The sequence below is a fragment of the Hathewaya massiliensis genome (assembly GCF_902143515.1).
Classification (GTDB): Bacteria; Bacillota; Clostridia; order Clostridiales; family Clostridiaceae; genus Hathewaya; species Hathewaya massiliensis.
Map to the genome: position 1 here is coordinate 94,513 of NZ_CABFVD010000002.1, position 20,397 is coordinate 114,909.

Sequence of the window (20,397 nt, forward strand, 5' to 3'; positions counted from 1 at the left end):
TATCTTGAGAGCACCTATGCAAGTATTAGTTATACCGTATAAAATAATAGAAGGAAAATCAGAATACTGCATTTTTAAGAGAAGTGACGCTCTTTATTGGCAATTTATTGCAGGAGGTGGAGAGGACAAAGAAACTCCATTTGAGGCGGCCAAAAGAGAAGCATTTGAGGAAGCAAGTCTTAAACTGACACTTCCTTACTATCAATTAACATCAACATTTTATGTACCAGCTGACTGCATTTCTGAAAAACATAGGCGTTATTGGCCAGCAGACACATTTGTTTTACCTGAATACTGTTTTGCAGTAAATGTGGATTCAAAACCTATAAAATTGTCATCAGAGCATACTGAATATAGTTGGGTTACTTATGAGAAAGCAATAGAGATGTTATATTGGCAAACCAATAAAATTGCTCTTTTTGAACTTGATAATAGAATAAAATTAAATATATTTTAATATGAAAATTAAATACTTTTCTATAATTTGCTTTAACTATGAAAAGTGCGAAGAACTTCCTACTTCGCACTTTTGTTATTTGAAATAAATTAGATATAACGCTTTCCTTTCCCATGGACATATACAAGAAATTTTTCAAGGATTGAGGCACTCCTTCGTATCTGATTAAAGTTAATCCAGAAATTGGTAGAGGGCAATAAGTTAAATATGATATAATTATATAAATATTACAAGGAATCTTTTGGAATATAACATTATAATTATAGGATGCGATTTTTCCCAAGATATAACTAGATGAATGGGTTATTTCGAGATTCATTAAGGGATATTAGAAAAATAATGGAGTATGCAAAACTAAATATGAAGAATGAAGAAAACATTAAAGAAGTCCTATCAACAGCTGATTTTTAGGGACTTAATGTAATGTTAAAATAGCATTAGGGTAGAATTTTAAATACAAAGATTTTGAGGAAAAAATAGGAGTTTCTATTTATAGTATTTTACTTAATGTAAAATAAACTATCTTTGCTTTTTAAAATTTATTTATAAAAAAGTTTTTGAAGATACGTCATAATTGAATATATTGTGAACTAGATAATGAAATTTGTTCTTTGAAAATTGAATAATACGGTATTTACAAAGTATGCTATAATTAACCTATAATTGTATTATGTTGTTAAGTAAAAAATTGATAATATTTTATGAGGTGATACTTTGCGTGATGAACAAGAAATACTTGATTTAATACTTAAGGTTGCTATGGAAGATGAACGTATTAGAGCAGTTTATATGGGTGGATCTCGTACTAATCCGAATGTAAGAAAAGATGTATACCAAGATTATGATATTGTATATGTTGTAACTGAAACTAAATCATTTTTAGATAACAGGAGTTGGATTTCTGTATTTGGCGATTTAGCTATGAGTCAAGAACCTGATTTAGTTGATATCGCTTTTGGAATAAAGCACGATTTTAACCTCCGTTATACATGGCTGATGCTTTTTAAAGATGGGGTTCGAATTGATTTGGGAATAGAGATAAAAGAAGAAATGTTGGAAAACTATACTAATAATAAACTCACTATCTCTCTTTTAGATAAGGATAATATTTTACCTAAAATACCTCCCTCAAGTGATGAAGATTATTGGATAAGAAAACCTACAGAACTACAGTACAGAGCTTGTTGTAATGAATTCTGGTGGTGCCTAAATAATGTTGCAAAAGGTATTGCAAGAGATGAACTAACTTATGCTATGTGGATGTTTAATGTAGTTGTTAGAGATATGCTTGTAAAAATGATAGAATGGTATATTGGTGTCAATACAGACTTTTCTGTGTCCGCTGGAAAGCAAGGTAAGTTTTTTAAAAATTATCTACCTAAGAACATTTATGAGATGTATTCAAAAACATATTCTGATTGCGATTATAATAACTTTTGGATGTCAACATTTAATACTTGCGAGTTATTCAGAACTATTGCATTAATTGTTTCTGAACATTTAGGATACATCTACAATCAAAGCGAAGATACTAATATGACAGAGTATTTAATCAAAGTAAAAAATAATTTTTTTAAATACAATTAAAGTAGAAGAATAATAAACAAATACACATTTTTCTTATATTGTTATGCACGAGATGGTGTAAAATAACCTGCTAAATTCCAATTGTGCAGAAGATATTTGGAGCATAATAGATAAAAGGGGAATTTCAAAGGAAAATTGGTTCTTAAGTGAGAACAGCATTAATGTTGTTATGAGTGAAGTTATAAAGATAGGGAAATACTTTGAAGACAAAATTTTAAAATGAGCTTAATATTTAAAAGGTAGCATTTGAAATACAAGTAATGTATGGCGGGTTTATATAGGGGGAGAATTGATTATGGAATGGCTTACAAATGAAAGTGATAATTATATATTTAACTATCATGTGGGGTCTGTTGCAGAAAAAGAAATAGAAGAAATAATGAATTTACAGGAAACTTGTTATGATTTTATTTGCACTTGTTTAGATGTAAATATTGGAATTAAAATCAAATATTATCTGTGTAATTCACCTGAAGAAGTAGGTGAATTGTATGGTGATAATGAGCCATGTAATGGCTTTGCAAGAAAGCCAAATGAAATATATGCTGTGTATAATGATAATGTGAAATGTGTAGGTTTCCATGAGGATGCCCATATAATTTCATATAACATAGCAATTCCACCTCAAACATTTATGAGGGAAGGGCTGGCAATGTTTTTTGATAAGGTATCATTAAAAATGCCTAATTATGCTTGGGTAAAATTTTTTATAAATACTAATATGTATATTAGTATTGAAGAATTGATAATTAACAAAAACTTTTATAAGTATAGTGATTTGATTACCTATCCTATTGCGGGAGCATTTACAGAATATCTTATTTCAACGTTTGGAATACATAAATACAAAACATTCTATTCTTCATTAAAAAAAGATAATTTTGAGTCAAGTTTTATTGAGGCTTTTAAAATGCCAATATCAATTACTAATACAAAATTTGTTAGATATATTAACAGTGTAGGAATTAACGATACTATTTTTAGCATTATAAGGAATGAGCTAGGAAAAAGAAATCTTTTAAAACAGCAGTAGAGTACTATAAGAAATTAGTTCAGAATTTTCTTACATTGTATATATGAGGGGGAGAAACAATTCATTAAATGATAAATTTATGGAGGAGAATGCTTTGATAGAATTAATAAATGTAGGTGAAAGAAATCTTAAATGTTTAATAGAGGTAAAAGGAAGTGTCATGCAATTTATCTAGATAAGCAAAGTGTGGTAGTACATTCAATTAAAGAATTAATAAACAAATAGTAATTTGTAAAGGAAATCATCTATATTAGTAGGTGGTGATGAAGATAATTATCAACTTTGGCAATGGTATTATTGATTCTTGTTTTTAGGTTTATAAATATTTATTAAGATAATAGAAGATTAAATTACTCAGTACTAAATGATTAGAAGGAGATATGAGATGGCATCAAGAATGATTCATTATACAATAGCTAAGATAATTGCAGACAATATAGAATTTAATAACAAAAATAAATTTTTAGTAGGTTCACTTGCACCAGATATGGCATGTTATGAGGTTGATAGTCATGTAAATGGAACCTACAAAAGAGTACATTTTCATGAAGAATTTAAAGAGTTAGGGCTAAAAGGTTTTAACTGGCTTACATTTTATCACAAATATCTAAAAGAAAATAATGATGACGAATTTGCATTAGGATGTTTTGTACATCTTATTTGTGACACTATTTGGTTGAGAGATATACAAGCAAAGTATGTTTATTCTATAGAACAGGAAACTCCCGAAGAAAAAATCATAAAAAGTTATGAGGATATACGAAGGTGTAATTATCATATAGCTCAAGATTATGATATATGTTATGATATTCAACCATTAGAAACATTTACCGTATACGAAGCTGATATATCATACCAGATAAATCTGTTAGATGATTTAAGACAAGATTTTCTACCTAATCTAGATGACTTTTATTTGGAAATACATAATTGGAATGCAATTAATGAGTATATTAAGAAGTGTATAAAGGTATGTTTAAGAGAGATTGAGTTGGTTATACATGGTAAGAAGCCAGATAGCCCAATACCATACATGACTCAAATAGATTTGAAATTAAACGAATAAGAATAATGTAATAATAGGTTAGCTTGCTAGGAAATAAATAGGAATGTGATACTTAGATTAATTAAAGTATTAAGCAATTGCAAATTATTGTGAATTATGCATATTAATAACTTGAAATGAGGTAAAGTAAGAAGATGAAGAATATTGTTATAATCGAAAAAGAACTAACAGTTGAAGAGTATATTCAATTAAGGAATTCCATTGGTTGGAAGATATTAAAACATGATAAAATAAAAAAAGGTCTAGATAATTCAATTTACTGTGTTTGTGCAGAAGACAAAGGCAATATAGTCGGGTTCGGAAGAATTATTGGAGATGGAGCTACAGTTTTTTATATACAGGATATAATGGTAAATCCATCATATCAAAAACAAAAAATTGGTACATTAATTATGGAAAAGATTATAGATTATATTAATAATAATTGTACAGAAGGGGCTATTATTGGACTGATTGCGATAAGTGGACTTGATAAGTTCTATAAAAAGTTCGGGTTTTCATATAATCAAAATAACCGTTTTTATAGATATGAGTAGCTCACAATATTCTTACATTGTTATAAGTGAAGTTGTAAAGATAGGGAAATACTTTGAAGACAAGATTTCAAAATGGGTTTAACCTTTAAAAGGAGCGATATTCATGAGGATATTAATAATAGGTGCTAGTGGATATTTGGGAAAGACAATATACAAAAAACTCAAGAAATGCACTAATCATGATGTTTATGGAACTTGCTATAAATCCAGTAATAAAGAACTTTTGCAGATTAATGTTTTAAATAGATTGGAAATAGATAAATTACTTTTACTTAAACCAGATATAATTATCTGGAGCATTATGGATCAAGAACAAGAAATGCTCTTTTCACAAATAGGAGTGAATTATATAGTTGATAATATTTCTAAAGATGTACGTCTGATTTATGTTTCTACAACAGTTGGAGAAGGAAAAGACCAGGATGAAAGTGTAATTCCTAAAAGACGTATGCCTGATGAATATTTATATAAATATATTAATGGAAAAATTGAAGGTGAAAATATTGTTCAGAAACATTTTAATCATGTGATTGTAAGGCCTGGGAGCATCTATGGCTATGACTATGACGGTAGAATGGATTCTAGAATGAAGGCACTTCGAGAGATTTCAAAGACAGGTAAATATTATTCAAGAACAGCAAATATGTATGCTAGCTTTGTTAATGTACAAGATCTTGCAAATGCAATAATTGAACTTGCATGTAGTAAATTTACCGGAATAATAAATATATCAGGAGAAAAACCTGTAAGTCATTATGATTTTAATATATATTTAGCAAATCTAATGAACATTGATAATAAATTTATAGTTCCTGATTATAAAAGAGAAGAAGTATATCATAATTTAAATAATGAAAAAAGAAAACTTTTGCTCAATACTATAATACAAGATATTTAATACCAAGAACAATATAATTTATAAATAAGTAAGACGTAAAAAGGAGTAGTTAAGAAGTATAAATGAAATTTATTAGGAGGGTAGGGATGTTTAGTAACTATTCATATAATAGTGGTGGTGAGAAAATGGATTTAAGATTAAAGTTCAATGAGGATGAAGTTAATTATGACAGATTTCGTCCAACTTATGTAACAGAAATGTTCAATGATATTATCAATTATTCTGAATTAAATAGCGGGAAAAAAGCACTGGAAATTGGAATAGGGACAGGTCAAGCAACTCTCCCAATTCTGAAAACAGGATGCGAAGTCACTGCTATTGAACTTGGTGAAAACTTGGCTCAATATGTAAAACAGAAGTTTTTAGATTTTAGTAACTTTGAAGTGAAGAATCTTGAATTTGAAAGTTTTATTACTGAAAACAATCAATATGATGTAATATACTCTGCAACTGCCTTTCATTGGATACCACAGGACTTAGGTTTAACTAAAGTTTATAATTTATTAAAGCCCGGTGGAACCATAGCTTTATTCTGGAATCATCCATTTGTTAATCGTGAGGATGATGCGGTTCATAGGGAAATTAGAAAGGCATATGCTAAATATAGACCATCAGGTAAATCACCTACTGAATTTGATGGAAGTACATGTAAGCAATATGCAGATATTTTGTCATCATACGGATTTACAGACGTTAGAACTAAGCCTTATCATCAAAGTAGGGAATTAAATTCACATGATTATGTTTCTTTGTTAAACACATATTCAGATCATAGAGCCTTGCAGAGTGATGTGAAAAATGGACTAGAGAATGAAATTGTACAAGCAATAGATAAGTTTGGTGGCAAGATTATTATTTATGATACAATTGATTTGTATTTAGGAAAGAAGATTTGATTTCTATAATCTGTAATTCATTTAGAGAGTTTATCTTGTTGGAAGTGGAAAAGAAAATTTAAAGTAACTTAATAAATAGTAATTTGACGCACATCATCAACAAGAAAAAACTGAAGATTTTTTCCAGTCTTGTATGTTAGAAAATCACAAGCTATAAGGATTCCACCTATATTCGCATAATAAGGGATAGACCTTTTGATACTTTGCAAGTATGATTTTAGTATCAAAAACAAAGGGGTGTTAAATATGAACCAATTATCTATAGGCAAATTTATTGCACAAAAGAGAAAAGAACACAATATGACACAGGAGCAACTTGGAGAAAAAATAGGCGTATCAAATAAGTCTGTTTCAAAATGGGAAACAGGAAAATGTATGCCTGATTACAGTGTGGTGCAAGAACTATGCAAAGAGCTTGAAATAACAGTTGCAGAACTAATGGACGGAGAAGAAATTGAAGAAAATAGTGTACGCATATACGATGAGAAACAGATTATGGATCTGTTAAAAAGGACGCAAGATTTAGAGCAACAAAAAAATACTATGTATGGGATTTTACTAATTGTAATGGGGATTGCTTCCTTGGCTATCTCTCATAGTATTGGTGGTTCTGATGTAAAAGATTTTTTTGCTGGATTACTTTTGGGGTTATCTGTGGGAGAAATGCTGGTTGGTGTTTATTGTCTGGGAAGAAGTTTAAGCAAAAGATAAATTTCCAATTTATATTATAAAGGTTAAAATTTCTAAATAGAAAAATTACATAGGCTTATTTTTATAAAACCTTGATATAATATCTCACATATTATCAACTTACTATAAGCTTAACTTATGAAAGTATAAATATATATAATTATATTTTATAGTTAATAAGTGCTAAAATTAAGAGGCAATATATTTAAGGAGTTGATTTTGTGAGATTTATAGAAAAATATTTAATAGGAATATTTACTACAGTGATACTTGCAGTTGTTTCAAACTTTTTAAGTGGATTAATTCCATATAAATTAATAAGTGGGGGAGTTTTTGCATTACTTATAGGCATGGCTCTAAATCCATTAATTACAAAGAACAATATGTTTAAAGATGGATTAAAGTTTACATCAAGTAAGGTTCTTAAAATTGGAATTATATTTATGGGAGCCTCTCTTAGTTTTTCACAGGTAGTAAGGGTTGGTAAGTTTTCTTTAATTGTTATGACATTTACACTTATAACAGCCTTTGTTGGCGGGTATTTATTGGGAAAACTCTTTAATATGGATTGGAAACTTTCATCTCTTATTGCTGCTGGTACAGGTATTTGTGGTGGCTCTGCCATTGCTGCTATTTCACCAGTTATAGAAGCAGAGGATAGTGATATTGCCTATGCTATATCTGCTACATTTATATTTGATATTGTTATGGTGGTCCTGTTTCCTATAATGGGCAAATATTTCGGAATGACTGATTTAGGTTATGGTCTGTGGGCTGGAACAGCGGTAAATGATACTTCATCTGTGGTAGCAGCTGGATATGCTTTTTCTGATGCGGCTGGTAAATTTTCTGTTATAGTTAAGCTTACACGTACCTTATCAATTGTTCCTGTGACTTTAATATTTGCATATATAAACGAAAAACTTAAGAATAAAAACGAAGAACAATTTTCTAGTTCACAAGGAAAAAATCCGAAGAAGGTTAGCATAAAAAGAATATTTCCTTGGTTTATTCTTATGTTTCTTGTAATGGTTGCAATTAAAAGCATAGGCATAATTCCAGAAGTAGCAAGCAATTATATCACTACGATAAGTAAGTTTTTTATGGTTATGGCTTTAGGGGCTATAGGGCTTCAAACAAACTATAATAAGCTTGCAAAATCAGGAGTTGCTCCTATGCTGCATGGATTTATAATTTCAGCTTTAGTCGTTATAGTTTCGTTTTTGGTACAAGTATTTATAGGACAAGTATAGATATTAAGCTATTTTGAGATGATTTTTAAATTTAAAGCTTAATTTAATAAGTTTTACATATGAAGATAACCATCTTATTTAAATTAGGATGGTTATTTTTAATTTGGTAGGAATCTTTTTCGCTGAGTGTTATGAGAATATTAGAGGGGATAGCCATTGAATAAATGCCTGGGAAATAATTTTAAAGTATATTTTTATCTTATTTTGAAGAAGAGGTTAATATTAGACCGGATATTATGGATAAAAATTATATGTTAGAATTAAAGTATAAGGTTTTACAGGGGGTGTAATTAAATGAAAAAGAAAACTCTAAGTAAGAGAGAAATATTTAAAATAGTTATACTATGTTGTGCTTTAATAATGATAATATTTAGGGTGTTTGTGGAATATGCTGCAAAAAAGAAGGGGTTATATCTTTTGCATGATTATATGTATAGAGTTATAAATTACTCCATTTTAATCTTGTTAGCTATAAGTGCACCGAGAAATAAGAAAATAAAAATACTAGAATATTCAATACTTGCAGTTCTTCTCGTATTAAACACCATAGGGCTTAAAAGTGATCCTAATAATCCAGTGTTTTTATCCTATTCTCCTAATAAAGAGAATGTAATTGTTATTAAGGAAACAACAGATCCTATTAAAGGAAGTTATGGACTAAAAAAGTCACATTATATTTTTTTTAGAGTAGTAGATAAATACTTTACTGATAATCAATATAGAACCTTTTCAAAGGGAACTTATAAAGTGAATTGGGTAAATAATCATATTGCAAAGGTTACTTATTTAAAAGGGGAAAGTAATAAAATAGTTCAGCATATTACTAATTTTAAACCTAATGGACAAGCGTATACCAATGTCCTTGGTACCCTTCAAGGAAAATGGACTAATAAAAATAACTGGCAAAATAAACTTGAAATTAAAGGTGGAATGATTACCCTTGAAAAGGGAGGAGAAACTTACTTTTATGATGCTATGAAAGCTGATGAACAAGGAAACTACGGTTCTGTTATTTATGGCAAGGATGAAAACCCTAGCTTTTCTATAATTAAAAATGAGGATGGAACTATATTAGTAGGTGATGTTACTTTAGATAAACCACAAGAACATACCTATGTTAGAGATGGGAAGAATTAATATCAGCCTTGTCACACAATTTTAATGGAGTAAAAGGGCTTTTTATTTTACTGCATTTTAAAGATATAAGAATTAGAGTGGGCATTGCATATATAAAAAGATTAACAAGATGTAAGTGCTAGGAAGGGGGAAGACATGAAGAAAAATAAGGAAAGCAAAATAATTACTATATTTTCCTTAATATTAGTAGCTTTTGTTTTAATTGGGGCAATTATTACTATGATAAGTGAAGACAAATATAATATTAGTTCAGAAATAAGCGGAAAAGAAAATAATAATATAATATCACCAGAGGAAAAGATGAAGAAAAAAGAAACAGAAATGCGTAATAAGGGATGCGAGTATTTTGTTTTTGATAAAAAAGTAAAAGTAACTTATGATAAAGGGAATAGTTGGATAGAAGTACCAGCAGATATAGAGACATTAACAGAAAGAGCAGAGGAAGTGAGAGATAAAAACAAGCTACAAGAAGGTAGCTATTATATTAGTCCTGATAAAATAGCTTTTGTTTATGGAGGTAATGAAGAAAAGCCTGTAACGGTATTAAGTTCTGATGATAAGGGACAAACATGGAAAAAACAAGCCATAGAGAATTCAACTAGGGGTAGCAGAATGGAGTTTATAGGGTTTTCATCTAAGGATAATGGATATATTGTTGTTTCAGGGGATCGAACCATGAGCTTTGAAATGACATATGTTTATTTAACTAAGGATGGCGGCAAAACCTGGGAAAAAATTGGAGACCCAAGTAAAGCAACCAGTGTTAGGATAACGGGAGCAGCGTTTTCAACGGATAAAATAGGATTCATTTCTTATAAATCAACAAGCAAATATCCAAGTGTTTATTTCACTAAAGATAGGGGAACAACATGGAACAAGCTGGAAATACCACTACCTAAAGAATATGAAGGAATATTTGTAACGCCCCTGTCACCAAAGTTTAATGGGGCCAAAGGTGTTTTAATTGTAGACCAAGGGGAAGATGGAGATTTTGGACAGGGGAAGAAAGCACGATTTATTANTAAAATAGGATTCATTTCTTATAAATCAACAAGCAAATATCCAAGTGTTTATTTCACTAAAGATAGGGGAACAACATGGAACAAGCTGGAAATACCACTACCTAAAGAATATGAAGGAATATTTGTAACGCCCCTGTCACCAAAGTTTAATGGGGCCAAAGGTGTTTTAATTGTAGACCAAGGGGAAGATGGAGATTTTGGACAGGGGAAGAAAGCACGATTTATTAGCGAAGATTACGGGTTAAGCTGGAGATTTGATAAGGTTATAGAAGAGAAAAAGGTAGAGTGAATTTAAATAAAACAAAAGGGCTGTAGCACTAATGAAATTACATATAATATATAATTTAAAAATTTTAGATTAGAACAATATATTATAGTATGTACTCTTAGTGTCACAGCCCTTTTTTATGTAATATATTAAAAGCACCATTCTTCTTTTAAAATTGACATAATAATTTTATCATGAAATTTCCCGTACCTATAAGATGCTTGTCTCATTATTCCTTCTGCTTTAAAGTTAATATGATATATGGGGCAAGTGAAAACTATGTATTATAATTTTTTCAACATATATAGCATTTAAAAGTATATATAGTCAATATATACCTAATAGTGATTATATGGTATAATGTATAATTATATCAAAAAACTGTGGTTAATTTTTATATTAAGAAAATTTATTAAGTTTATACGTGGACAAGGTAGGTATTATATGAGTAAGATCTTTAGATTACAATGAATATAAGTCAGTAGATAAAATATAATTATATATAAGAAAGGTGGAAATCTTATGGAGAAAAAATATTTTTGTTGTAACTCAGATATGGTACAGGCAGGATTAACAATTGGTTCAAACTCTCTTTTGCTTCAAAAAGAAACTGAGGGGGTTAAGAAATTCTTTTCTGAATACTCTAAAGTAAAGGTCTATGTATGTTCAAATTGTGGACATGTTGAATTTAATGCAATTAATCCAGAAATATTTAAAATTAAATAATATTATTTATAATTATGTGGAACACTTGTAAAGCTTTTTTCAGTATTGAGCTTTTTCTTAATTACTATAATGTTCTTTAGGTTTACAGTTAAAAAGTCTTTAGAAAAAAGTGAATCAGTATATCACGAAATAAACTAGACAATTAATATTTAAATTTATAAAGCAAAATGCTAGGAGATATTGGTAATGGATAATTCTATTGAGATTATAGGTGTTAGTAAAGAAGTCAATAAAAAAAGAATAATTGATAATGTATCACTAAAAGTAAAAAAAGGTGAAGTTTTTGGATTTCTTGGACCTAATGGTGCAGGTAAAACCACATTAATAAGAATAATTGTGGGTCTTATATCAATGACTGAAGGAAATGTAGTTATTAATGGAAAAAGTATAAAAGATGAATTTGAAGAGGCTATAAAGACCGTAGGGGCACTGGTAGAATCGCCAGCATTATATACACATTTATCAGGTTACAATAATCTGAAAATTTTTTCAAATATGCATGATAATATTACTGAAAAAGACATAGATGAAGTTCTAAAGCTAGTAAATTTAGACAAAGGAATAAAGCAAAAGGTTAAAAATTATTCACTTGGAATGAAACAAAGGCTTGGGATTGCAATAGCTCTTCTCCATAATCCCTCTATACTTATATTGGATGAACCCACTAATGGACTAGACCCAAAAGGAATATATGAGCTAAGAGTTTATCTAAGAGACTTGGCTGCTAAGAAACAAATTACAGTTATCGTTTCAAGTCATTTACTTTCCGAGATGGAGCTTATGTGTGATAGATTTGCTATTATAAATAATGGAAAGATTGTAGATATTACTTCTAAGGATATGTATAATAACAGGGAGGAAGGGGCATTAGAGTACTTAATAGATGTTAATGATGCAATAAAAGCCTTTAATATATTAAAGAATACTTACAATGTATCTTTATTTGAAAATAAATTAAAACTAAATGTTATTAGAGAACATATTCCTACAATTATTTCTGAACTTAGCTTAAAACAAGTAAAAATATACAGCGTAATTCCTAAAAATAATTCCCTTGAACAGTACTATTTTGATGTTATCGATGGAAAGGATATAAATTAGGTGAATAAAGTGAAAAGGATAATAAAGTTAATTAGAAATGAAAATTTAAAAAATATATCTCAAAGTAAGACCATGATTATCTTCATAATAGTTTTAGTTAGTATTTTAGGAACAGCCTTATTAAACAATAGTTCAGATTCAAGTAATAAAGGTTGGAGAGAGGAACAAGCTAAAGAAATTAAACGATTAGAAAAATCCATAGAAGAAAATAATAAAAAAATTCAGGAAATTAATGATGATAAAAAATCTCAAGTTTATAAAATTACAATAGATTCCTATAAAAAGAGAATATCGTTGCTTAAATATAGTCTAGAAAAGAACATACCTATAGATGTAGACACGCCTTGGAAATTTGTTTATGATGTTAAGCCTACGGTAAATATCCTAATATTATTTATTCTAATATTATCTATACATTGTATAACTAAGGAATATTCCTATGGAACAGTAAAACAAATATTTATAAGACCTTATAAAAGATGGAAGATAGTTTTGTGCAAGTATTGTTCCATAATTTATATAAGTTTTTTATCCTTAGTAGTCCATTTTATTATTTCTATTATAGTAGGATATTTATTTTTCAGTAAAAATGGAAATGGAGTAACAGAAATTTTAATGTCAGATGGCTTAATAATAGAGCGAAATGTTGTTAGCTACGTAATACAAAATTACTTGTTTATTTTTATCAAAACAGTAGTGCTAAGTTCTTTAGCAATTATGCTAGCAATCTTAATAAAGAAGTCAACTATTCCAATGATTCTTACACTGCTTTTGTGGATGGGGAGTGGAGTAATAACTGAATTTACCAAGAAATATTGGATATCTAAGTTTTTATTATTTCCACATTTAAACCTAACGCAATATATACCAGGTGAAAGTGTATCAATTAATGGAAATACAATGAGTATGTCTATTACTGTTTTGGTTTTATACTTTTTAACATTTAATTTTATTTCATACTTTTTAATAACAAAACAAGATATATATTAAACTTTAAAGCACCGTATTATTGAAAAATAAATTTTACGGTGTTTTTATTGCATATTTGAAGCATTTAAACAAGTTCACTCAAAGATATTTATATTGCAAAGGTTACTTATTTAAAAGGGGAAAGTAATAAAATAGTTCAGCATATTACTAACTTTAAGCCTAATGGTGAAGAGTATACCAATGTTCTTGGTAGCCTTCAAGGAAAATGGACTAATAAAAATAACTGGTAAAATAGGATTCATTTCTTATAAATCAACAAGCAAATATCCAAGTGTTTATTTCACTAAAGATAGGGGAACAACATGGAACAAGCTGGAAATACCACTACCTAAAGAATATGAAGGAATATTTGTAACGCCCCTGTCACCAAAGTTTAATGGGGCCAAAGGTGTTTTAATTGTAGACCAAGGGGAAGATGGAGATTTTGGACAGGGGAAGAAAGCACGATTTATTAGCGAAGATTACGGGTTAAGCTGGAAATTTGATAAGGTTATAGAAGAGAAAAAGGTAGAGTAAATTTAAATAAAACAAAAGGGCTGTTGCACTAATGAAATTACATATAATATATTAATTTGAAAATTTTAAATTAGAACAATATATTATAGTATGTACTCTTATTGTCACAGCCCTTTTTTATGTAATATATTAACAGCACCATTCTTCTTTTAAAATTGACATAATAATTTTATCATGAAATTTCCCGTCTCTATAAGATGCTTGTCTCATTATTCCTTCTGTTTTAAAGTTAGCATTAGTATATGCTTTAATAGCTCCTATGTTTTTTTCTGAAACAGTAAGCATAATTCTATTGAGATTTAGCTCTTGAAAACCATTTTTAACAATTTCTCTAGTTATAAAGGTGCCAATACCTTTTCCATGATAAGATTTATCACCAATGAATATAAAATATTCTCCTGATAGATTTGTTGTGCTTATGTCTGCTATTCCAGCATAGCCAATCAATTTATCTTTTGTAGTGTCTACTATTGCTTTATTGTAAGAGGATTTATCTAATAAAAGCATATTAAACCAATTTGATATTTCATTATTACCTTTCATTTTCTGAAATATAGATAAAGAATATCTTATAACATCCTTGTCCTTTATCCATGAAAAGAAATATTCTTTATCTGAGGGCTGCAAATCTCTCAATTTAATATTCATTGCAATTTTCTCCATTCAATAATATTAGTATTTATTTTTATCCTATAATTATTTGCTTTAATATTCTTATCTTCTTCAAAATGAGAAAAAATAGTGGTTAGGTCTTTGTATAAGGATTTTTAAGCTTTAGTGAGGTGAGTAAAAATCCTCTCTGAAGCAAGAATTCTATTTATTCAAATATATCCTTTAAATTTATCTTTAAATCAGGAAATACAGTACTTTTATATTTATCATGATTTTTATATACATCTGATATGGTGTAGTTGTCATCTTCAAGAGAATATTGAATAATTTTACCGCTTTGTTCGACTATATTATATTCAAGTACTCCATATTTTTGATAGACTGAAAGCTTAGTAATATAATCATGACTTGAAGTGCTTTTAGATATTACTTCAAATATTATTTTAGGTGGAGAGGTAAAGCTTTCTCCATTTTTTGTTGCATCTTCACACATAACAAATAAATCTGGTTTATATTTTCTTATATCATTATCAGATTTAAAAATCACTTCTATTTGCTCACTATAAGTTCTGCATTTATTGTTATTATGCTTTAAATACAAGGACAAGTACATATTTATGTTAGTAATTATTTGATTATGACGTATGGAAGGGTTTGAACTTAGGAATATTAATCCATTATCATATTCAGCTTTTCCATCATATTTAGCTTGGATTTCTTCGAGTTCTTCTTCGGTATATGAATGAATATAATCAATGTTCATTAGAGCCCTCCTTATTTTATCTTATAATTCTAAATAATATTATTACCCTTGTTATATGAAAATAGAAAATAAACTAGGAAATTTAATATATAAATTAAGGTTTCCAGATATCTTATTATATATTATATAACATTTACGGTATAAATACTAAATAGAAACATAGTAATAGCCTTAAATAAAGTAAATCTATGTAAAGTAAATTTTGAGGTAGGTATAAGACTTCTATAAAGATTTGAAAGTTTCAGAGAATTTCATGACTACTTAAAAAGTTTAGAGTATAATTGAATTAAGAATTATAATATAAATATATACCTAAATTTTAGTAATATAAATTGATAAAAGCGGGTGAGGATATGCATGAAAAAGAATTGTTAAAAAATTTATGTACAGCTCATGGGCCAAGTGGAAGGGAACATTGGATTTATCCTATTATAAAAGATGCTTTTGAACCACTTTGTAATGAGGTGAGACAGGGAAATTTAAATAATGTATATGGTATTAAAAAGGGAAATGGTAAGGCTAGTATAATGCTTATGGCTCATGCTGATGAGATTTTTATGTTGGTGGACAAGATCTGTGATAATGGATTTTTAAAGTTTACCACAGTAGGCATAGATCCTAAAACCTTAGTATCCCAAGAGGTTTTGATTCATGGGAAAGATGGAAAAGAGAAAGTTCATGGAATTATTGGAATAAAGCCACCTCATCTTATGAATGAGGCTGATAGAAGTGGTGCTGTAAAGGTGGAAGACCTTTTAATTGATACAGGAAGAAGTAAAGAGGAACTAGAAAAACTTGTAAATATTGGTGATTTTGTAACTTTAAAAAGGGATTTTTATGAGCTTTTAAATAATAATGTGGTTTGCAAGGCTACAGATGATAGGGCTAGTATTGTGGCTATGTACTCTTGTGCTCAAGAACTTCAAAATATAAATCATGATTTAGATGTTTATTTTGTATGCTCTTGCCAAGAGGAGGTTGGACATAGAGGAGCTAAAATGGCTTCATATGATTTAAATCCAACCTTGGGTATTGCTATAGACGTAACTTTCGATAGCGGAAAAATGGGGATTCCAGAGAAGGAAACTTATCTAGGTAAGGGTCCTGTTATTTGTGTTGGTCCTAATGTTCATCCTAAGTTTAGAAAAAAACTTCTAGAAGTTGCAGAGGAGTATGGAATTCCTTATCAAATAGAAGTTGAGCCAGGAAACACTGGTACAGATGCTTGGGATATTCAAATAGTTAGAAGTGGTATACCAACTCTACTAATTTCTATACCTCAAAAGTATATGCATACCACAGTGGAAATGGTGAACATGGAGGATATTAAAAACACAGGTAGAATCATAGCTAAGTTTATAGAGAAAATAAGTGCTGAGGAATTGGAGGAGTTGTTATGCTTTTAGAAAAATTGTGTAATGCTCATGGTCCTGTTGGCTATGAGGGACAAGTTCGAGAAATAATTAAAAAAGAAATAGAGCCTTATGTAGATGAAATTAAGGTAGATACCATGGGGAATATACTTGTCCATAAAAAGGGCAATGGAAAAAAGGTTTTAGTGGATGCTCATATGGATGAGGTTGGATTTATTATAATGGGATACAATGAGGATGGAACTTTAAGGTTTGCTCCCCTTGGAGGAGTTAATGCAAAGGTTGCTCCTTGTAAGGTTTTATATATTGGGGAAGAGAAGATAGTTGGAGTAATTGGACTTAAACCAATTCACCTTCAAAGCAAAGAAGAGAGAACAAAAGCATTATCTTATAGTGATTATTGTATAGATATTGGAGCAAATTCTAAGGAAGAGACTAAAAAACTAGTATCTCTTGGAGAATATGCGGTATTTTCTACGGAATTTTCAGAGTTTGGAGAAGGTCTTATAAAAGGGAAAGCCTTTGATGATAGAATGGGATGTGCTGTTTTAGTAGAAGTTTTAAAAGAAAATTATAATTGTGATCTATATGCCTCCTTTAGTGTTCAAGAAGAAATTGGAGATAGGGGAGCATTGGTTTCAGCTTATAATGTAGAACCTGAGATTGGACTTGCCCTTGAAGGAACTATTTGTGCTGATATGGCAAACATAGAAGAGCATTTAAGAGCTACAGAAGTAGGAAAGGGCCCTGCTATTTCCATGATGGATAGAACAAGCATCTTTGATTTTGAACTTACAAATAGCATATTAAAAGTTGCAGAGGATGAAAAAATACCATATCAAAGAAGAAAAGCTGCAGCTGGTGGAAATGATGCAGGAGCTATGGTATCCACAGGAGATGGAGCTCGTGTTGCTACAATTTCAGTACCTTGTAGATATATTCATTCCTCAATTTCCGTAGCTAGCATTGAGGATTTCAACAATACAACTAAATTAGTTAAAGCTTGGTTACACACTCTTTAGGAAACTTATGCTATGTTAGGACAAATGCTGATATGAGAGTCACTACATCACTGATTCACTAAGTTGTAAATGAAAATTTATAGCTGTATTAGAGCAAAAGTATTGAGAATACAAAAAACATATAGAAAGGAAGTGAACTTTTAGTGGGTAATTTGTTTTTGTGCAGGTTGCTCTCTAAAGATAATTATGGATATATTATTAGAAAAGCTTGTTTGTGCCTTTAAGGTAAGTGGACATGAAGAAGGGGTTAGGGAAGTTATAAAGGAAGAATTAAAAGAGATTGATTGCAAGATTAAGGAAGATAAGCTAGGTAATTTAATAGTTAAGCTTGGTGAAGGTGAAGAGAAGATTATGTTCTCGGCTCATATGGATGAAGTTGGGCTTATGATAACTCACATAGAAAAGGACGGAAGGCTTAGATTTACTAATGTGGGAGAGGTAGAACCTTGCAATATAATAAATAAAATAGCTATATTTAGAGATGGAACTTTAGGAAGAATAAGTGCTTCTAAGGAAAAGCCAGAAATTGAGGACATGTATATAGAGCTTGGATTAGAGTCAAGGGAAGAGATTCTAGAGATAATGTCAGAGGGTGATGTGGCTAAATTAGAAAGTGAAGTATTTAATCTTGGAGAAAATATAGTTGGGGCTTCTTTAAACAATATAGTAAATTGTTACGCTCTAATAAAAGCTATAAAGGATATTAAACAAACTTCAAGAGAGTGTTATTTTGTATTCTCTTCTCAAGGTAAGTTAGAAGGAAGAGGAGGAAGAGCTGCTGCAAATAAAATAGAGCCAGACTATGCTATAGTTCTTAGCACAGAGGAAATAGAACTTTCAAAGGGTGTTGCTATAGTTGCAAAGGATAGAAATCTTATAATGTGTCATGAAGTTAAGGAACTTATAGAAGATGCTGCAGAAGATAAAGAAATAAAGGTTCAATATGTTGTAAGTAAAAATGGAACTGAGGGAGGACCGATACATAAAGAGATCGGAGGCATAAAAACAGGAGTTATAGCACTTCCTATAAAATATAAAAACACACCACTAGAAATGGTATCATCAGAAGATTTAGAGGATATGGTAGAGCTTATAAAAGCTTTAGTTTAAGCTTTTAGAGACTTTATCTATTTAAATTAAGATATTTAAGATAAAAAGGTTCAAACAATAGAGATTATCTGTTGTTTAGAACCTTTTTTTATTTTAAGAATATATTAATATAAACAGGGGTTATTTATTGTTTATAATTTATAAATTATAAAGCAATATCCTAAAAATATTACAAGGAGCAACAAATAGTTTTATAAGATATAGACAATAGTAGTTAAATGTATATATTTTATTAAAAAGCTCCCTACATTTGTAAAGAGTGTAGAGTGATGTTTAAGAAAACATCCAAAACTCCTTTAACTGCTGGAAGTCCCTAAAGCTACATTAACCACAACGTAAGAATGAAATAAGTCTAAGCGTGAAGGTGACGAAAGTAGAAAAAATAATGTAGATAGTGCAAGGTTAAATCCTAAACACATTGACAATGGGTAATCAGCAACCAAGTTCCGAATAGGAAAAGGCTCAACGACTAGAGAGTAATCTCGTACCTTCAAGTGAGGGGAAATGGGGAGAACCCTAATTATTTAGGGTTGTGATATAGTCTGTGCTTATATGAAAGTATAAGAAGTTCATAAGAGAACTGCATAAGAGTAACGACCTTATGTGAACACTCTAAAAATATTACAAATGTACTGGTACATCCAAGACTTTAAGCCACCATAAGGTGTGATAAGTGCGAATTATCTAATTTGAGTACATTTGTACACATTTTTAGAACCAGGGAGTATTATGAGTGCTGGTGTTATTATAGCTATAGTTCTTCTTGCTTTAATTATTCTTTTAATTGGTACAGGATTTAATGAGGTTAATCCTTTTAAAAATATATTAGAATTTGATATAGAGGAAATGAATTTTAATAAACTTGATAGTAAGAAGGTTGTAAGTAGAAAAGATGATATATCAACTATTACAAAATATCTTAGAACCATAATTACTAGTAGGACAGATCCATGCAACTTAGAAGAACCTGTTTACCACATAAATATAATTACTACAAAGGGGAAAGAATTAGATATTGGCTTTTTCTACACTAAATTTCACTATGTAGTAAGGGATACTTCCACAGGGGAGGTTGAAATCGATAAGTGGTATAGTTGTAACAATGGTATAATTGAGCAGTTAGACAAGTTTTATGATTATGTAGTATAAAAGATAGGTTGGGGTTTAAATCTTTAAATATGATAAATACTATATTAGATGACTTTTTATAATCATATAATGCAATATAAGAATTTATAATAGGTGGTGAAAAGGCATGGTGGAACTGAATTCCAATATGCCTTACATAGGAAATGTCTTTAGAAAAGTGCAAAATTGCCGATAAGTATTACTAAGAGAGCA

20 protein-coding genes are annotated in these 20,397 nt (G+C 29.6%); 18 read left to right on the forward strand and 2 right to left on the reverse strand.

Annotation, left to right across the window (positions count from 1 at the left end):
- Window positions 1-4 precede the first annotated feature (4 nt).
- The 14 genes from FNZ64_RS05660 to FNZ64_RS05735 all read left to right on the forward strand — a co-directional run bounded on the left by FNZ64_RS05660 (window position 5) and on the right by FNZ64_RS05735 (window position 14,176).
- Window positions 5-457: an NUDIX hydrolase gene (locus FNZ64_RS05660; protein ID WP_142413889.1), complete on the forward strand. Its 453-nt coding sequence runs from the start codon at window positions 5-7 to the stop codon at window positions 455-457.
- Window positions 458-1,171: 714 nt separating this feature from the next.
- Window positions 1,172-2,044 carry an aminoglycoside 6-adenylyltransferase gene (locus FNZ64_RS05665; protein WP_142413890.1) on the forward strand — a complete coding sequence of 291 codons (873 nt, stop codon included), beginning with the start codon at window positions 1,172-1,174 and terminating at the stop codon, window positions 2,042-2,044.
- A 295-nt stretch (window positions 2,045-2,339) separates the two neighbouring features.
- Window positions 2,340-3,077 carry a hypothetical protein gene (locus FNZ64_RS05675; protein WP_142413891.1) on the forward strand — a complete coding sequence of 246 codons (738 nt, stop codon included), beginning with the start codon at window positions 2,340-2,342 and terminating at the stop codon, window positions 3,075-3,077.
- Window positions 3,078-3,462: 385 nt separating this feature from the next.
- Complete coding sequence (locus tag FNZ64_RS05680) at window positions 3,463-4,143, forward strand: zinc dependent phospholipase C family protein (protein WP_142413892.1); 681 nt, start codon at window positions 3,463-3,465, stop codon at window positions 4,141-4,143.
- A gap of 134 nt (window positions 4,144-4,277) precedes the next feature.
- A complete protein-coding gene (locus FNZ64_RS05685; RefSeq protein WP_142413893.1) occupies window positions 4,278-4,679 on the forward strand; it encodes a GNAT family N-acetyltransferase in 402 nt (133 codons plus the stop codon).
- Window positions 4,680-4,782: 103 nt separating this feature from the next.
- A complete protein-coding gene (locus FNZ64_RS05690; RefSeq protein WP_142413894.1) occupies window positions 4,783-5,577 on the forward strand; it encodes an NAD-dependent epimerase/dehydratase family protein in 795 nt (264 codons plus the stop codon).
- Between the two features lie 86 nt (window positions 5,578-5,663).
- The gene (locus FNZ64_RS05695; RefSeq protein ID WP_243129207.1) at window positions 5,664-6,473 is read left to right on the forward strand and encodes a class I SAM-dependent methyltransferase; all 810 of its coding nucleotides are present in this window, start codon (window positions 5,664-5,666) and stop codon (window positions 6,471-6,473) included.
- 246 nt (window positions 6,474-6,719) lie between these two features.
- Window positions 6,720-7,184, forward strand: coding sequence for a helix-turn-helix domain-containing protein (locus FNZ64_RS05700; protein ID WP_142413895.1), 465 nt, complete (start codon window positions 6,720-6,722; stop codon window positions 7,182-7,184).
- Window positions 7,185-7,384: 200 nt separating this feature from the next.
- Window positions 7,385-8,416, forward strand: a complete 1,032-nt coding sequence (locus FNZ64_RS05705) for a YeiH family protein (protein WP_185903691.1) — start codon at window positions 7,385-7,387, stop codon at window positions 8,414-8,416.
- Window positions 8,417-8,710: 294 nt separating this feature from the next.
- Entirely contained in the window at window positions 8,711-9,553 is an 843-nt protein-coding gene (locus FNZ64_RS05710) for a hypothetical protein (protein WP_142413896.1), read from the forward strand.
- A gap of 1,812 nt (window positions 9,554-11,365) precedes the next feature.
- Entirely contained in the window at window positions 11,366-11,569 is a 204-nt protein-coding gene (locus FNZ64_RS05720; protein ID WP_142413898.1) for a hypothetical protein, read from the forward strand.
- Window positions 11,570-11,755: 186 nt separating this feature from the next.
- Window positions 11,756-12,670 carry an ABC transporter ATP-binding protein gene (locus FNZ64_RS05725; protein ID WP_142413899.1) on the forward strand — a complete coding sequence of 305 codons (915 nt, stop codon included), beginning with the start codon at window positions 11,756-11,758 and terminating at the stop codon, window positions 12,668-12,670.
- A 9-nt stretch (window positions 12,671-12,679) separates the two neighbouring features.
- Window positions 12,680-13,660 (forward strand): ABC transporter permease, encoded by a 981-nt coding sequence (locus tag FNZ64_RS05730; RefSeq protein ID WP_142413900.1) that lies wholly within the window; start codon window positions 12,680-12,682, stop codon window positions 13,658-13,660.
- A 162-nt stretch (window positions 13,661-13,822) separates the two neighbouring features.
- Window positions 13,823-14,176, forward strand: coding sequence for a hypothetical protein (locus FNZ64_RS05735; protein ID WP_142413901.1), 354 nt, complete (start codon window positions 13,823-13,825; stop codon window positions 14,174-14,176).
- A gap of 129 nt (window positions 14,177-14,305) precedes the next feature.
- On the opposite strand, the gene FNZ64_RS05740 is transcribed toward FNZ64_RS05735, so the two are convergent.
- Window positions 14,306-14,824: a GNAT family N-acetyltransferase gene (locus tag FNZ64_RS05740; protein ID WP_142413902.1), complete on the reverse strand. Its 519-nt coding sequence runs from the start codon at window positions 14,822-14,824 to the stop codon at window positions 14,306-14,308.
- 169 nt (window positions 14,825-14,993) lie between these two features.
- On the reverse strand, window positions 14,994-15,551 hold the full coding sequence (locus tag FNZ64_RS05745) for a Uma2 family endonuclease (protein ID WP_142413903.1): 558 nt from the start codon (window positions 15,549-15,551) through the stop codon (window positions 14,994-14,996).
- A gap of 353 nt (window positions 15,552-15,904) precedes the next feature.
- Here FNZ64_RS05745 and FNZ64_RS05750 point away from each other — a divergent pair, with 353 nt between their 5' ends.
- From FNZ64_RS05750 to FNZ64_RS05765, 4 genes are all read left to right on the forward strand, one after another.
- Window positions 15,905-16,957, forward strand: a complete 1,053-nt coding sequence (locus FNZ64_RS05750) for a M42 family metallopeptidase (RefSeq protein ID WP_142413904.1) — start codon at window positions 15,905-15,907, stop codon at window positions 16,955-16,957.
- A complete protein-coding gene (locus FNZ64_RS05755; protein ID WP_142413905.1) occupies window positions 16,948-17,946 on the forward strand; it encodes a M42 family metallopeptidase in 999 nt (332 codons plus the stop codon). The genes FNZ64_RS05750 and FNZ64_RS05755 overlap by 10 nt, the downstream gene beginning before the upstream one ends.
- A 186-nt stretch (window positions 17,947-18,132) precedes the next feature.
- A complete protein-coding gene (locus tag FNZ64_RS05760) occupies window positions 18,133-19,056 on the forward strand; it encodes a zinc-binding metallopeptidase family protein (RefSeq protein WP_142413906.1) in 924 nt (307 codons plus the stop codon).
- 729 nt (window positions 19,057-19,785) lie between these two features.
- Complete coding sequence (locus FNZ64_RS05765) at window positions 19,786-20,205, forward strand: hypothetical protein (RefSeq protein WP_142413907.1); 420 nt, start codon at window positions 19,786-19,788, stop codon at window positions 20,203-20,205.
- The last annotated feature ends 192 nt before the right edge of the window (window positions 20,206-20,397 follow it).

Coding starts and splice junctions, on each gene's coding strand:
- FNZ64_RS05675 (WP_142413891.1), top strand. CDS start 2,340: ATGGAATGGCTTACAAATGAAAGTGATAATTATATATTTAACTATCAT.
- FNZ64_RS05680 (WP_142413892.1), top strand. CDS start 3,463: ATGGCATCAAGAATGATTCATTATACAATAGCTAAGATAATTGCAGAC.
- FNZ64_RS05685 (WP_142413893.1), top strand. CDS start 4,278: ATGAAGAATATTGTTATAATCGAAAAAGAACTAACAGTTGAAGAGTAT.
- FNZ64_RS05690 (WP_142413894.1), top strand. CDS start 4,783: ATGAGGATATTAATAATAGGTGCTAGTGGATATTTGGGAAAGACAATA.
- FNZ64_RS05695 (WP_243129207.1), top strand. CDS start 5,664: ATGTTTAGTAACTATTCATATAATAGTGGTGGTGAGAAAATGGATTTA.
- FNZ64_RS05700 (WP_142413895.1), top strand. CDS start 6,720: ATGAACCAATTATCTATAGGCAAATTTATTGCACAAAAGAGAAAAGAA.
- FNZ64_RS05710 (WP_142413896.1), top strand. CDS start 8,711: ATGAAAAAGAAAACTCTAAGTAAGAGAGAAATATTTAAAATAGTTATA.
- FNZ64_RS05720 (WP_142413898.1), top strand. CDS start 11,366: ATGGAGAAAAAATATTTTTGTTGTAACTCAGATATGGTACAGGCAGGA.
- FNZ64_RS05725 (WP_142413899.1), top strand. CDS start 11,756: ATGGATAATTCTATTGAGATTATAGGTGTTAGTAAAGAAGTCAATAAA.
- FNZ64_RS05735 (WP_142413901.1), top strand. CDS start 13,823: ATGGTGAAGAGTATACCAATGTTCTTGGTAGCCTTCAAGGAAAATGGA.
- FNZ64_RS05740 (WP_142413902.1), bottom strand. CDS start 14,824: ATGAATATTAAATTGAGAGATTTGCAGCCCTCAGATAAAGAATATTTC.
- FNZ64_RS05745 (WP_142413903.1), bottom strand. CDS start 15,551: ATGAACATTGATTATATTCATTCATATACCGAAGAAGAACTCGAAGAA.
- FNZ64_RS05750 (WP_142413904.1), top strand. CDS start 15,905: ATGCATGAAAAAGAATTGTTAAAAAATTTATGTACAGCTCATGGGCCA.
- FNZ64_RS05755 (WP_142413905.1), top strand. CDS start 16,948: ATGCTTTTAGAAAAATTGTGTAATGCTCATGGTCCTGTTGGCTATGAG.
- FNZ64_RS05760 (WP_142413906.1), top strand. CDS start 18,133: ATGGATATATTATTAGAAAAGCTTGTTTGTGCCTTTAAGGTAAGTGGA.
- FNZ64_RS05765 (WP_142413907.1), top strand. CDS start 19,786: ATGAGTGCTGGTGTTATTATAGCTATAGTTCTTCTTGCTTTAATTATT.